Source organism: Haloplanus sp. GDY1, assembly GCF_023703775.1.
Taxonomy (GTDB): Archaea; Halobacteriota; Halobacteria; order Halobacteriales; family Haloferacaceae; genus Haloplanus; species Haloplanus halophilus.
The window spans coordinates 898,762-911,765 of record NZ_CP098514.1; the positions used below are offsets into that span (position 1 = coordinate 898,762).

General features: G+C 66.9%; 14 protein-coding genes. 5 read left to right on the plus strand and 9 right to left on the minus strand.

The genetic code is table 11. The features are described 5' to 3' along the window. Nucleotides 1–37 precede the first annotated feature (37 nt). The 3 genes from NBT67_RS04885 to NBT67_RS04895 form a co-directional block, all read right to left on the minus strand. Nucleotides 38–1,468 carry a sodium:solute symporter family transporter gene (locus tag NBT67_RS04885; protein ID WP_251343680.1) on the minus strand — a complete coding sequence of 477 codons (1,431 nt, stop codon included), beginning with the start codon at nt 1,466–1,468 and terminating at the stop codon, nt 38–40. Between the two features lie 10 nt (nt 1,469–1,478). Then, on the minus strand, nt 1,479–1,655 hold the full coding sequence (locus NBT67_RS04890) for a hypothetical protein (protein WP_251343681.1): 177 nt from the start codon (nt 1,653–1,655) through the stop codon (nt 1,479–1,481). Nucleotides 1,656–1,914: 259 nt separating this feature from the next. Continuing rightward, nucleotides 1,915–3,165: a M20 family metallo-hydrolase gene (locus NBT67_RS04895; protein ID WP_251343682.1), complete on the minus strand. Its 1,251-nt coding sequence runs from the start codon at nt 3,163–3,165 to the stop codon at nt 1,915–1,917. A 269-nt stretch (nt 3,166–3,434) separates the two neighbouring features. On the opposite strand from NBT67_RS04895, the gene NBT67_RS04900 reads away from it, so the two are divergent. Together NBT67_RS04900 and NBT67_RS04905 are read left to right on the plus strand one after the other, a co-directional pair. Further along, complete coding sequence (locus NBT67_RS04900) at nt 3,435–4,241, plus strand: IclR family transcriptional regulator (RefSeq protein ID WP_251343683.1); 807 nt, start codon at nt 3,435–3,437, stop codon at nt 4,239–4,241. 67 nt (nt 4,242–4,308) lie between these two features. Beyond that, a complete protein-coding gene (locus tag NBT67_RS04905; protein ID WP_251343684.1) occupies nt 4,309–4,767 on the plus strand; it encodes a universal stress protein in 459 nt (152 codons plus the stop codon). Here NBT67_RS04905 and NBT67_RS04910 read toward each other — a convergent pair. Next, entirely contained in the window at nt 4,764–5,690 is a 927-nt protein-coding gene (locus NBT67_RS04910; RefSeq protein WP_251343685.1) for a biotin--[acetyl-CoA-carboxylase] ligase, read from the minus strand. The genes NBT67_RS04905 and NBT67_RS04910 overlap by 4 nt on opposite strands. Then, nucleotides 5,687–7,480: an acetyl-CoA carboxylase biotin carboxylase subunit gene (locus NBT67_RS04915; RefSeq protein ID WP_251343686.1), complete on the minus strand. Its 1,794-nt coding sequence runs from the start codon at nt 7,478–7,480 to the stop codon at nt 5,687–5,689. Before NBT67_RS04915 ends, NBT67_RS04910 begins: the two co-directional genes overlap by 4 nt. Before the next feature lie 224 nt (nt 7,481–7,704). On the opposite strand from NBT67_RS04915, the gene asd reads away from it, so the two are divergent. Next, complete coding sequence (asd, locus tag NBT67_RS04920) at nt 7,705–8,739, plus strand: aspartate-semialdehyde dehydrogenase (RefSeq protein WP_251343687.1); 1,035 nt, start codon at nt 7,705–7,707, stop codon at nt 8,737–8,739. Between the two features lie 67 nt (nt 8,740–8,806). Beyond that, nucleotides 8,807–9,160 (plus strand): DUF7522 family protein, encoded by a 354-nt coding sequence (locus NBT67_RS04925; protein WP_251343688.1) that lies wholly within the window; start codon nt 8,807–8,809, stop codon nt 9,158–9,160. A gap of 91 nt (nt 9,161–9,251) precedes the next feature. On the opposite strand, the gene NBT67_RS04930 is transcribed toward NBT67_RS04925, so the two are convergent. Next, the gene (locus NBT67_RS04930) at nt 9,252–9,431 is read right to left on the minus strand and encodes a hypothetical protein (RefSeq protein WP_251343689.1); all 180 of its coding nucleotides are present in this window, start codon (nt 9,429–9,431) and stop codon (nt 9,252–9,254) included. 80 nt (nt 9,432–9,511) lie between these two features. Here NBT67_RS04930 and NBT67_RS04935 point away from each other — a divergent pair, with 80 nt between their 5' ends. Next, complete coding sequence (locus NBT67_RS04935; RefSeq protein ID WP_251343690.1) at nt 9,512–10,129, plus strand: CFI-box-CTERM domain-containing protein; 618 nt, start codon at nt 9,512–9,514, stop codon at nt 10,127–10,129. A 9-nt stretch (nt 10,130–10,138) separates the two neighbouring features. Here NBT67_RS04935 and NBT67_RS04940 read toward each other — a convergent pair whose 3' ends face one another. Genes NBT67_RS04940 through NBT67_RS04950 form a run of 3 tightly spaced genes read right to left on the minus strand, consistent with a single transcriptional unit; the run spans nt 10,139 to nt 12,884 of the window. Further along, on the minus strand, nt 10,139–10,672 hold the full coding sequence (locus tag NBT67_RS04940; RefSeq protein WP_251343691.1) for a hypothetical protein: 534 nt from the start codon (nt 10,670–10,672) through the stop codon (nt 10,139–10,141). After that, on the minus strand, nt 10,662–11,099 hold the full coding sequence (locus NBT67_RS04945; RefSeq protein WP_251343692.1) for a hypothetical protein: 438 nt from the start codon (nt 11,097–11,099) through the stop codon (nt 10,662–10,664). The genes NBT67_RS04940 and NBT67_RS04945 overlap by 11 nt, the downstream gene beginning before the upstream one ends. Nucleotides 11,100–11,150: 51 nt before the next feature. Then, nucleotides 11,151–12,884: an Nramp family divalent metal transporter gene (locus NBT67_RS04950; protein ID WP_251343693.1), complete on the minus strand. Its 1,734-nt coding sequence runs from the start codon at nt 12,882–12,884 to the stop codon at nt 11,151–11,153. Nucleotides 12,885–13,004: the final 120 nt, after the last annotated feature.

Sequence of the window (13,004 nt, forward strand, 5' to 3'; positions counted from 1 at the left end):
AACTCCTGCTGACCGTGAGGGGAATCGGAACCATCCGTCAGTCACCCCCCTCGGACGCCGAACGCCCGGCCAACTGAAGCTTTCGCCAGTCGAACTCGCGCGGCCAGACGACCGTGCTGCCGGCGGTGATCAGGAACGACAGCCACCCGCTGGCGATGATCCCCTGGAGGTTCCCGACGGTGAAGTAGACCGCGTATCCGCCCGCGATCGCGACGATTGCGGCCACGAACACGCCGTTCGGGTTCGTCTTCTCCGACCAGAGACCGAGGACGATCGGGAAGATGAAGGCCGCGTTGATCACTCCCAGGAAGATCAGCATCTGGAGCATCGTCAGGATCTTCGGGAGGCTGAGCAGGAGTCCGAGAACGCCGACGACGACGGTCAGGTACTTGCCGTACTGGAGGCTCTCGTCGCCCGAGACGTCCTCCTTGACTCGCGGGAGGAGGTCGTGCATCAAGAGCGTCGCCAGGGCGTTGATGCTCGCGGCCGTCGTCGAAGCGAGGGCGCTCCAAACGGCGACCAGGAACAGCCAGCCGGCGAACTGGCCGCCGTACACCTGCGCGACCAGCGGTGCGACCTGATTGATCTGTTCGGGCTCCCGGCCGAACGCCAGGGCGACGAACGCGAGGCTCGCGACCGCGAGCGGTACGAGTGCCCAGCCGATGCCGCTCATCATGAACGTCTTGAGGACATCCTCCTGGCGGATCGCGTACGCCCGCTGCCAGAAGGTGTTGTCCATGAACACCTCGCCAATCCCGAAGAATGCCCCGCCGAACATGAACAGGAGTGCGGCCTGGTTGGTGAGGTTCAGACTCGACGGCGTCGTTTCGAGCATCCCCTGATAGACGGGGGTGAACCCCACCTTGAAGTAGACGAGTGGCGGGACGACGATGGCGACGACGAGGATCAACAGGACCTGAAAGTACGCGACGCCGGCGACGCTCCGGAACCCCCCGAAGTACGAGTAGGTGATCACGACGGCGAAGGTGAGGACGACCGAAACCATATACGGGATGTCGAATATCTGTTCGAGGAGGACGCCCCCACCGATGCCCTGTGTCACGATCAATCCGAGGACGTAGATAATCAGCAGTGCGATGAACAGGAAGTAGTTCTTGCCGTCGTAGCGGGTGCCGTAGTAATCCCCAACCGACTTGCCGTGAGGGATCACCTGGTGGATGCGCTTCGAGAGGAAGCCAAAGAGCACCACGCCGCTGCCGCCGATGAGCGCGTAGCCGAGGGCGCCGGTGATACCGAAGTTGTACGCGCTCTCCGGGGCAGCCAGCATCGTGTTCCCCGTAATCCAGAACGCGAGCAGCGAGGTCATCCCGAACGCGACTCCCAGTTTCCCGCTCCCGACGATGTACTCGTCGGCGTCCTCGACACGCCGCGAGAAGTACCAGCCGGCAGCGATGAACACCAGTCCGAGCGCGAGGACGATGCCGATGTTGATCCAGGGTAGTGCCATGATCTCTGCCTCAGTTGGTGGTGGATTGCTCGTCCGCGAGCGCGGACTCCTCGGTTCCCGTATCCTCGATGCTCGGCGGCGATCTCGTTCCGTACACGCCGAAGTACGGGGCGATCAGGAGCCCCGTCAACACCAGTAACAATCCGATCGCGAGGTAGACCCAGGTCATCGTCGATAACAGTGCCATGGTACACAATCCCGTGACGTAGCTCGACGTATATACCTTATTAATGTTTGATATGAGAAATTTATAATCTCGTCTTAATACCCGATAGAAATTTGTATTGTAGCCCTATTTTCGAGTAGTTTCTTTGAATACAATATTATTACCCGTTTCGTCGAAGATTCGAATTCATCTAAGTCTCCTCGAAATCCGACATCTGACAAAATGTCTGAGAGAATTTTACATAATGCGGAACGTTCGCGAGCGTCGCTCCGCCGGACGGCTACGACGTCGCGAGGCGGGCGAGTCCGGCCGCGAGGACGCGGGTCGCCCGAGCACAGTCCGCCCACTCCGTCCACTCCCGGGGATTGTGAGAGATGCCGTCCCGGGACGGGGCGAAGAGCAAGCCGGCGTCGGTCACGCGCGCCACTTCCATCGTGTCGTGGCCGGCGCCCGAATGCAGGTCGACGGTCCCGACGTCGGTGTGCTCGCCGGCGGCGTGAATCGCGTCCCGACACCGGTCGGACATCGCGACCGGCTGGATGTCGACGTACCGATCCAGGCTCGTCTCGACGCCGCGTTCCCGCTCGATCCGGGCGAGGCTCTCCCGCGCTCGGCGCACCAGATACGCCATCGACGAGGCGTCGACGTCGCGGATATCGAGTCCGAGTTCGACGTGTCCGGGGACGACGTTCGTCCCGTTCGGGGAGACGTCGGTCCTGCCGACCGTCGCGACCGCCGTGTCGCTCGCCGTCTCGACGAGTTCGGTAGCCGCGTCCTCGACGTCGAGGGCGAACTCGGCGGCGCCGAGGAGGGCGTCCCGTCGGCCACCCATCGGCGTCGTCCCCGCGTGGTTTGCCTCACCGCTGATCTCGACACGACAGTGCGTGATCCCCGTTATCGAGGTGACGACACCGACCGGGACGTCCCGATCCTCGAGGCGGGTCCCCTGTTCGATGTGGAGTTCGAGCCACGCGTCCCACTCCTCGGCCGCCAGTCGGTCCTCTCCATGGTATCCGATCCCCGAGAGCGCATCCGCCAGCCGTTCCCCCCGGTCGTCGGTCAGATCGAGGGCCTCGTCCACGGGGAGCGTCCCCGACGCGACCTTCGAGCCGAGCAACGGCGTGTCGAAGCGCGTCCCTTCCTCTTCGGTGAAACACACCACGTCGATGGGTCGGTTCGGACGGAGGTCACATTCCTGCATCGCGCGGACCGCTTCGAGGCCGGCGTAGACGCCGAGCGGCCCGTCGAAGATGCCGCCCTCGGGGACGGAATCGAGGTGGCTCCCCGCGGCCACTGGTGGGGCGGCCGGATCGGCGCTCTCCGGGGTCCATCGGCCGACGATGTTCCCGACCGCGTCGACGGAGGTAGTCAGCCCCGCCTCGTCGAGTCGGGACACGAGGTAGTTCCGGGTCCGCTCGTCGGCCTCGCTCCCGGTGAACACCGACCGGCCACGTCCCGTCTCGACGTCGATGGCGCCGAACTCGGCGGTCGATTCGATATCGTCTCGGAGCCGCTCGACACTGACGTCCATACCGACCGGCGTGGTTCCGAAATTATCAATCTGTGGCTCCTCTACCCCTCGAAATCTGGAGATTAGATTGTCACAATTCCGGAGCCGAGAGCGCGGCCGAGTCGCCCGGATTCGCGCGACGCGCGCCGGAATCCCGCCGACGTCGGACGATTCCGCGACGGCGACGGGCGTGGCACATGTCGACAGCGGCCTCGCAGGGAGAGAGTCCCGACACCGGCCCGGAACCCCCATGCAAACGACTAACACAGAGAACACGCCTAGGGAGGCGTATGTCCACCCCCCTCGACAGCGACGAGCCGTCTCGGCTGCTGAAAACGGCCGCGACCACCCTCGACGTTCTCGACGTGCTCAAGGAGACTGGCGGGACGACGGCCGCCGACCTCGCGGAGCGGCTCGATCTCTCGGAGACGACGACGTACAACCAGCTCACGACCCTCAGGGAACACGAGTTCGTCGTCAAGGACGGGAAGGAGTACCGTCTGAGTGGCAAACACATCCTGTTCGGCGAACAGGTGCGCCAGGAGAACACCCTCTACGAACACGGCCGCGAGGAACTGGAGGAGATCGCGGCCCAGACCGGGGAGTACGCCCAACTGGTCGTCGAACAGTTCGGCCAGGGGATCATCGTCTACGAGACGCAGGGCGACGACGCCATCGGCGAGGCGTTCCAGGCCCGGCTACAGCAGGAGACGTTCGATCTCCACTACACGGCGGCAGGGAAGGCGATCCTCGCCCACCTTCCCGAGAGGCGGGTCTCGCGGATCGTCGACAATCACGGCCTGACGAAACGGACGGAACAGACGATCACCGACCGCGGCCGCCTCAGGGACGAACTGGCCGAGATCCGGGAGCGGGGCTACGCGTTCAACGACGAGGAACAGGTCGCGGGGTTACGCGTCGTCGGCGCGCCGATCCGGGGGCCGGACGGGGAGGTGCTGGGAGCCCTGAGCGTCTCGGGACCGACGAGCCGGATGCAGGAGGAGCGGTACCACGAGGAGATCCCACGGCTGGTGACGAGGACGGCGAACCTGATCGAGGTCAACATCAACATGGCGCGACGGAGCGGGGAGGGGTGAGCGACGTCGCGGTCCGGAGCGTCCCACGGTGTCAAGAGTTATGTAGCGAGGCATGGTACTGATACACATGGTCGCGTACGAACGCATCCTCGTTCCGACCGACGGCTCCGACGGCGTGGAGCGGGCCATCGAACACGCCGTCGAGGTGGCGACGATTCACGGCGCGACCGTCCACGGGCTCTACGTCCTCAACGCGGACGCCTACGCGGGGCTGGCGATGGAGTCCTCGTGGGAGAGCGTCGACAGCCTGCTCCGCGAGGACGCGGAGGCGGCCGTCGCGCGGGTCCGCGAGATCGCGACCGAGATGGGCGAGGGCGACGATCCCGCAGTCCCCGTCCGGACGGCGGTGGTCGAGGGCAAGCCCAGCCGCGAAATCGTCAACTACGCCGAGGACGAGGACTGCGATCTCGTGGTGATGGGCACCCACGGCCGGGGTGGCATCGACCGCCTCCTCCTCGGGAGCGTCGCGGAGTCCGTCATCCGCGCGTCCTCGATCCCGGTGACGACCGTCCCGGTCGAACCTTAGGCGGGCCGAAGGTGCTCGCAGTCCCCCGCGTGGACGACCCGGTCGCCGTCGTCGGTCCGCACGACCAGCGCCCCGGGAAACTCCACGTCGACGGCCTCGCCCTCGACGACGCCACCGGGCGTCTCGACGCGCACCTCGCGACCGAGGGTGACGGCGTGGTCGCGCCAGGCGGGCAGCGTCGCCTCCGGATCGAGGCCGTGGAACGCCTCGATCACCCGCTGGCAGAAGCGCCGGCGGTCCGCCACGCCGCCGGCCGCGCGGACGCTCGTCGCCGTCTCCGGTAACGCCTCGGCGGCCACGTCGACGTTCGCGCCGACGCCGACGATCAGCCACGACACCCGGTCGGCCTCGCCCTCCATCTCGGTGAGGACGCCCGCGAGCTTCCGCTCCGACTCCGCGAGCAACACGTCGTTGGGCCACTTGATGACCGCGTCGACGCCCGCCTCGCGACAGGCGCGAGTGACCGCGACGGCCGCGGCGAGAGTGAAGACCGGAACGTGAGCAGGGGGGCGATCCGGCCGGACGAGGAGGCTCGCGTAGACGCCGCCTGGCGGCGAGGACCACGGCCGGTCGAGGCGGCCACGGCCGCCGGTCTGCTCGCCCGCGACGACCACGTGGTCGGTCGCCCCTTCGACGGCGAGTTCGCGCGCCCGGTCGTTCGTGCTGGGCAGCCGGTCGTGATACTCGACGGCGTAGGGGGCGTCGAGGCCGTAGGCGATGGCGTCGGCGCCGTAGTCGGGGACGCCGCGGACGGCGTAGCCCGCGGCGTCGCTCGCCACGTCGAACCCGGCCTCCCGGAGCGCCTCCACCTGTTTCCAGACCGCCGCCCGCGAGACGCCGAGGCGGTCGGCGAGTTCCGGGCCCGACACCGGGCCGTCGGCCGCGGCCAGGGCGTCGAGCAGGCGACGGCGCGTGTCGCTCATTCGAGGACGACCAGCGGATCACCCATGTCGACGCTCTCGCCCTCGCTCACCAGCACCTCGGCGACCGTGCCGCCGCTCTCGGCGACGACGTCGTTCTCCATCTTCATCGCTTCGAGGACGAGCACCACGTCGCCGGCCGCGACCTCGTCGCCAGCCGCGACCTCGACCGAGAGGATGGTGCCCTGCATCTCGGCGTCGATGCGCTCGCCCTCGCCGGTGGCGACCGCCCCGCCGCCGTCGTCGCCGGTGGCGGCGTCGGGGCGGTCCATCCCGCCACCGCCGCCGCTCCCGCCGCCGGTCGGGATCGACGGCGCCCCTCGCTCCTCGAGGTTCACCTCGAAGCGCTTGCCGTTGACCTCGACGGTGAACTCGCGTTCGCTCACCTCCTCGTCGGTCTCCTCCTCGGCGTCGTCGTCCGGCCCCCAGCGCTCGACGGCGCGGTCGATCCGCTCGGGGTCGAGTTCCTCGTCGAGGTAGTTCGTCGTGTGGGTGCCCGCGGTGAACCGCTCGTCGGTCACCATCAGCCGGTGGAACGGGATGACGGTGTGGAACCCCTCGACGTCGAACTCGCGGAGGGCGCGCTCGGAGCGTGCGAGACACTCCTCGCGGTCGCCGGCGTGGACGATCAGCTTCGCGATCATGGAGTCGTAGTCGCCGCCGATCTCGTCGCCCTGGCGCACGGCGTCGTCGATGCGGACGCCGATCCCTCCGGCGGGATCGTACGTCGAGAGCCGCCCCGTCGCGGGCGCGAAGTCGTTGGCCGCGTTCTCGGCGTTGATGCGGAACTCGATGGCGTGGCCATCGACCTCCACGTCCTCCTGTTCGAAGCTGATCTCGTTGCCGGCGGCGACCCGGATCTGTTCCTTGACGATGTCGATGCCCGTGATCATCTCGGTGACGGGGTGTTCGACTTGGATGCGGGTGTTGACCTCGAGGAAGTAGAACTCGCCGTCCTCGACGAGGAACTCGACGGTGCCGGCGTTCGTGTAGTCGGTGTCGGCGATGCCGCGGCGGGCCGCCTCGCCGATCCGCTCGCGGAGGTCGTCCGAGAGCGCCGGGCTCGGCCCCTCCTCGATGACCTTCTGGTGGCGACGCTGGAGCGAGCAGTCCCGCTCGCCGAGGTGGCGGACGTTGCCGTGGTGGTCGGCGACGATCTGCACCTCGATGTGTCGCGGGGCGTCGAGATACCGCTCCAGGTAGACGGAGTCGTTGTCGAAGTACGCCTCCCCCTCGCGTTTGGCCGCCTCGAACTGCTCTTCGATCTCGCCTTCGTGTTCGACGATCTTCATCCCGCGGCCGCCGCCGCCGCCTTCGGCCTTGATCGCGACCGGGTAGCCGTGTTCCTCGGCGAACGCCGCGACCTCGGCGGGGTCCTCGATCGGGTCGGTCGTCCCGGGCACGACCGGCACGCCGGCCGCGTCCATCACCCGCCGGGCCTTCGTCTTCTCGCCGAGGCGCTCCATGGCCTCGGGCGGCGGCCCGATCCACGTACACTCGCTCTCGACGACCCGCGCCGCGAACGCCGCGTTCTCCGCCATGAACCCGTAGCCGGGGTGGATGGCGTCGGCGTCGGCCTTGCGGGCCGCCTCCAGCACCGCCTCCTGGTCGAGATACGAGTCCGCCGCTCGCGCCGGGCCGACGTTGTACGCCTCGTCGGCGTACCGGACGTGACCGGCGTGCTTGTCGGCCTCGCTGTAGACCGCGACCGTCCGAACGCCCAACTCCTCACAGGCACGCATCACTCGCACCGCGATCTCGCCCCGGTTGGCGACGAGAACCTTGCGGAACATGTGCCCCCTTACAGGCGATTGCCCCGTTAGTGTATCGGTCATCCGACCGGTCCCCGCGGGCGACGGCTCCGTTCCGGTTCGGAACCGAATCCGGAGGTTCGGGGACGAACCGACGGTTTCTCCGCCGGGAATCGGGGAAAATCGACCGAACGGTCGATTCGAGGGGTCACCGGGGTCGGCGCCGAATCCAAACCGCCTTATGTGAGTGACCCGCACGGACACCTATGTCAGTACGAGTCGGCATTCTCGGAGCGACCGGCGCGGTGGGACAGCGATTCATCCAACTACTCGACGGCCACCCGACGTTCGAACTCGCGGCGCTCACCGCCAGCGAGGACAGCGCGGGCGAGCCCTACCGGACCGCGGCGAAGTGGCGGGTCGACGCCCCCATCCCCGTCGACGTCGCCGAGATGACCGTCCGCGAGACGACGCCGGACGCGGTGCCCGACGACGTGGATCTGCTCTTCTCGTCGCTGCCGTCGAGCGTCGCCGTCGACGTCGAGGAGGACTTCGCTCGCGACGGCTACGTCATCTCCTCGAACTCCTCGAACGACCGCCTCGCGGACGACGTGCCGCTGACGATTCCGGAGATCAACCCGGACCACCTCGACCTGATCGAGGTGCAGCGCGACGAACGCGGCTGGGACGGCGCCATCGTGAAGAACCCGAACTGCTCGACCATCACGATGATCCCGCCGCTCGCCGCCCTCGACGAGTTCGGCCTCGAACGCGTCGACGTCTCCACGCTGCAGGCCGTCTCCGGCGCCGGCTACTCCGGGGTCACCTCGATGGAGATCATCGACAACGTCCTCCCGCACATCGGCGGGGAGGAGGACAAGATGGAGACCGAGAGCCGGAAGCTCCTGGGCGAGTTCGACGGCGCGGAACTCTCCTGGCACGACGTCGACGTCGCGGCCTCCTGCAACCGGGTCCCGACCCTCGACGGCCACCTGGAGAACGCCTTCGTCGACCTGTCGGCGGACCCCGAACCGAGCGAGGTGGCGGACGCGATGCGGGAGTTCCCCGGCGTCGACCTCCCGAGCGCCCCCAACCAGCTCATTCACGTCTTCGACGACCCCGAGCGACCCCAGCCCCGGATGGACCGGATGCGCGGGCAGGGCATGCAGATCTGCGTCGGCGGCATCCAGTCCACGGGCCGCGGCGTCAAGTTCAACTGCCTCGCACACAACACCGTCCGCGGCGCCGCCGGCGCGAGCGTGCTGAACGGCGAACTCCTCGTCGAGAACGGCTACCTGTAGGCGCCCTCCCTACCCCCGGGACCGACCCACCACCTTCATGTTCGTCGGGTGGTAGATTCCGGACGACATGTCGTCCCCGCTAGTCGAACGGCTGGAGGAAGTCGCCGGCCCCGCCCTGCGCGCGGTCGCCCGATACGACCGTGACGGCATCGAGATCACCTACGAGCGGCCGGACGTCGCCGAGAAGGAAACCGTCATCGAGCGCATCCACGACGAACTGGTGTTACAGGAACTCGGACGGGAGTATCTGGAGCACCTGTTTCAGGTGGGCCGCTGGCACTGTACGATGCATCGCTTCGAGCGGGCGGTCTGTATCCACTACGCCAGAGGGGAGTTCTCGGGCGCGTTCGTCTCGATCGACAGCGGTGCGGACGTCGACCTGGACCGGATCGCCGACGCCTGTCACCAACACGCCGACTGATACGGAGTATTGTAACTGTTTACCGGTGGTTCGGCGAGTCATCTCGGCGAACCACCGGTACTGACGTACAATAAACCGTACGAGGGATCGGTCACTCCAGCAACCGCGCCTCGGTGAACGACAGATACGCGAAAAACGAGATGGCGAGCAGCAACATCCCCGCCTGCATGAAGACCCCCTCGTAGATGAACTTCAGGACGAGCACCACCGCGGCGACGATGATCGTCCGAAAGAGCAGGACACTGAGAAGGACGTTGTACGACCGGGACACGGGCACGATAGGGGTTCGAACAGCAAAAAGTCGCCGCCCGGTCGGACAACGCTCATAACCCTGCCCGCTCGTGTGACGGTATGAGCACTGACGACGGGTCGGAGACGGGGGGGACCGACGGCGATGGCGACGACCGCTCCCCCTCGGAAGTCGGCGTCGGCGACGGCCGCGAGAAACACCTCCACGTGGTGACCCAGTCGGGCAAGGAGATCGACCACGAGGAGGTGTACCTCCGTCACACGGAGACCGAGTACCTCGTCTCGCCGGACCCCGAGTTCCCGGCCGACGAGACGACCCGCTACCGGAAGTCGGACCTCCACCGGGCCGAGATCACCCAACACCACTCGAACTGCTTTGTCACCACCGCGGCCGCGGGGGAGGGACCAACCCTCGACTCCCTGCGGGGCTTCCGCGCCGAGGTGATGGCACCGACCCTGGTGGGGCGTTGCCTCCTTCGCACCTACGAGACGATCAGCCCCCCCATCGCGGCGACGCTCGGCCGGCATCCGGACGCCGCCGCGACCGCCGCCGTCCGCCGCCTCGTCGACCGCTGCGGCGCGCTCGCCGACCGGCGGCGAGCGGCCCGCTCCGACGCCACGCGGGCGGCCCTGTCGGTGACGCTGATCGCCCTCTACGTCGTCGGCGTGGGACTCGCGGCGCTGGCCCACGCCTGGCTCCGCGCCCGAGAACTCGCCTGAACGCCCGGCTCAACCGAAGAAGCGTTCGACGTTCTCGCGGGGGTCGAACCCGGTCCCCGACTCGACGACGACGTCGAACGGACGGTCGGCCGCCACGTCGCGGAGGTCCGCAGCGAGGGCGTCGGCGTCGTCGTTCTCGTGGAGACGGAAGGCGTGGGACCGCGCCGTCTCGTCGCTCGGATAGACCGTGATCTTCGGCCGTCCGAGCAGGCCGCCGCGGTGGAGGACGACCCGGTCGATGGCGTCGTAGTGCAGCCAGTAGACGCTGTCGGCCTGCAGCAACACCTCGTCGAGCCCGTGGACGTCGTACACGTCCTGCATCGCCCCCGCCTCGCGGCGGTGTTTCTTCGTTCCCAGCCCGAACATGGGCGTGATGTAACTGTACTCGACGATGTGGAGACCGTCGGACGCGAAAAACAGGTCCGCGAGCCGCAACGGGAACGAGCCGGCCATCCCGAAGTGGACGTGCAGTTCCGTCTCGATGTCGGTCGACGGGAGGTCCTCGAACTCCTCGGGGTCGACCTCGTCGGCCTCAGACGCCACGGCCGTCGCCCCCTTCGGTGCGGTAACCCATGTACGCGAACAGGAACGCTCCGAGGATAAAGAGCGCGCCGGTCGCGGTACTGATCTCCATGATGGCGTAGATGCCGACGGCGAGGCCGACGACGGCCGTCGCGACGGAGGCGCGCAGTCGGAGGGAGTACGACTCCCGCGACTCCCCCGTTCGCTCGTCGAGGTGGTCCCGCCCGACCCGTCGTTCGGCGACGTAGGTGACGATCATCAAGGCGAGGCTCGCCACCACGATGGCGGTGCGCGCGCCCGGCGAGAGCTCCATCCCGTAGGCCCGCTGCAGGAGGAGCGGGATCCCGATGGCGATCAGCCCACCGAGGTAGACGAACAGCCGGTAGGTGACCAGAAGTCGCATGAGGGTCCCGAAAGCACGGTCCCGCGACTGCGTTTGGGATGCCATACCGTCCCGTTGACGGCGCCGATAAATAAAAACGGTTGGTCGGAAGTCGCGTTACGACAGGAAGCCGCGAGCGGTGTCCGCCCCCTCGACGGTGCCGGAGGCGTTCATCTTCGCGGTCGCCGAGCGGTACATCGTGTAGATCTGCACGACGAGTGCGAAGACCCACAGCGCGTAGCCACCCGGTGCGCTGCCGACGACGCCGACGGTCGTCTCGAACATCGGGAAGCTGAGCCCGTAGGCGTCCGGCGAGTTGAGCACGCCACCGATCAGCAGGATGGTGAAGTACCCGAAGAAGCCGGTCGCCCACCACATCGCGACGATGCGACCCCAGCCGGGCTGGGTGTGTTCGGGCAGTCGCGTCGTGTTGAGGATGGTGACCAGCGCGTTGTACGGCCACATCATCGCACCGGCGATGGCGGCACCGATGACCAGCAGGATCCACGGCTGCTGGAACTGGGCGACGATGATGAGGATGCCCCACAGCGTGAAGAGCGTGAGCAGGCCGAGGAAGACCCGCGAGAGGTCCCAGCCGGCCGACCGCCCGTACCCCTCGAAGATGATGTCCACGCTGTTGCGGACGAACGCCTCGAGGATGGCGTACTGCGTGCTGAACAGGGCGATGAAGATCACGGCGTACATCAACTGCGTCTGCACGCCGCCGAGCTGCGGGATGATCACGTCGAGCCACATGTTGATCGCGCCCTGATCGGTTCCGGCCGCGTACTGGGCGGAGATGGTCATCGCGACCGTCGCGACGACGAGCAGGCCGACGACGAACGTCAGGAAGTGCTCCTGCTGGGTGACCTTCCACCACTGCTTCCAGCGGAGGAGGTTCTTCTCGGTCGGCTCGAAGGTGAAGCCGCCGTGGACCTCTTCGGGCTCGGATCCGCGGAGCGGGTTCTTGATGCGGCCCTGGTAGGTACCCATGCCGTACCCCTTCTCACGGGCCCAGATGCCCTGTGCGAGGTTGATGTACCCGCCGGCACCCGCGTAGGCGAGGCCACCGAGGAACGTCGCGATGTCCATGTTCTGTGGCAGCGCGCCGAAGTTGACCGCGCCGCCGGGCACGTTCGCGAACTGACTGACCGAACCGGCGATGAACGCCAGGATCACCGCGCCGAAGATGGCGATGAACATCAGCGCCAGTTGGGCCTTCTCGATGGCGTTGTACAGGATCGGGCCAGCCTGGTAACTGAGCCAGATCAGGACCATCGTGGCGACGCCGATGATCGCCCAGTCCTGCCGCGGGACGACGCCGGTCCAGACGGCGAACACTTCGGATGCGCCGGCCGCCCAGCCGGGCCACCCGACGTGGAAGAAGCCGGCGACGAGGAAGAACCACGGCCAGATGCCGTTCATCCGGTCGAACGCCCGGAAGATGCTCTCCCCGGTGGCGATGGTCCAGCGCTGAATCTCCGTGTTGATGAAGAACTGGGTGATCACCCCGACCCAGAAGGCCCAGTACAGGCCCCAGCCGTTCTGGGCGACCAGCGTCGGCCAGAACATCGTCTCCCCGCTCCCGAGCGACGCACCGAGCATGATGGCGCTCGGCCCGACGAGGTGGGATACCTTCGGGACCTTCGGCATGTCGTACTTCCGGAAGCCCCACTTGCCGTCGGTGTCGGGATACTCGCTCGTTTCGGGTGCGACCTCGAGCGATTCGTAGTCGATGTCACGGTACACCGTCGCACGATACTGCTCTCCGACTTCGGCGGTCGTGTGAATGTCGTCCTCCGTGAGACCACCGTCGGTTTCGACTCGTTTGTCGTCGTTGTTGTCTGTCATTGTCTCCCCTAGTTGGATGGGATCATACTGCGTGGGTCATGCTACCATCGTCTGTGCGATCCATGTTATCCAGGTTTGTCATATCATAAATAATCATCGATGCGTGACAGGGTGGTTACC

Coding starts and splice junctions, on each gene's coding strand:
- NBT67_RS04885 (WP_251343680.1), bottom strand. CDS start 1,468: ATGGCACTACCCTGGATCAACATCGGCATCGTCCTCGCGCTCGGACTG.
- NBT67_RS04890 (WP_251343681.1), bottom strand. CDS start 1,655: ATGGCACTGTTATCGACGATGACCTGGGTCTACCTCGCGATCGGATTG.
- NBT67_RS04895 (WP_251343682.1), bottom strand. CDS start 3,165: ATGGACGTCAGTGTCGAGCGGCTCCGAGACGATATCGAATCGACCGCC.
- NBT67_RS04900 (WP_251343683.1), top strand. CDS start 3,435: ATGTCCACCCCCCTCGACAGCGACGAGCCGTCTCGGCTGCTGAAAACG.
- NBT67_RS04905 (WP_251343684.1), top strand. CDS start 4,309: ATGGTCGCGTACGAACGCATCCTCGTTCCGACCGACGGCTCCGACGGC.
- NBT67_RS04910 (WP_251343685.1), bottom strand. CDS start 5,690: ATGAGCGACACGCGCCGTCGCCTGCTCGACGCCCTGGCCGCGGCCGAC.
- NBT67_RS04915 (WP_251343686.1), bottom strand. CDS start 7,480: ATGTTCCGCAAGGTTCTCGTCGCCAACCGGGGCGAGATCGCGGTGCGA.
- asd (WP_251343687.1), top strand. CDS start 7,705: ATGTCAGTACGAGTCGGCATTCTCGGAGCGACCGGCGCGGTGGGACAG.
- NBT67_RS04925 (WP_251343688.1), top strand. CDS start 8,807: ATGTCGTCCCCGCTAGTCGAACGGCTGGAGGAAGTCGCCGGCCCCGCC.
- NBT67_RS04935 (WP_251343690.1), top strand. CDS start 9,512: ATGAGCACTGACGACGGGTCGGAGACGGGGGGGACCGACGGCGATGGC.
- NBT67_RS04945 (WP_251343692.1), bottom strand. CDS start 11,099: ATGGCATCCCAAACGCAGTCGCGGGACCGTGCTTTCGGGACCCTCATG.
- NBT67_RS04950 (WP_251343693.1), bottom strand. CDS start 12,884: ATGACAGACAACAACGACGACAAACGAGTCGAAACCGACGGTGGTCTC.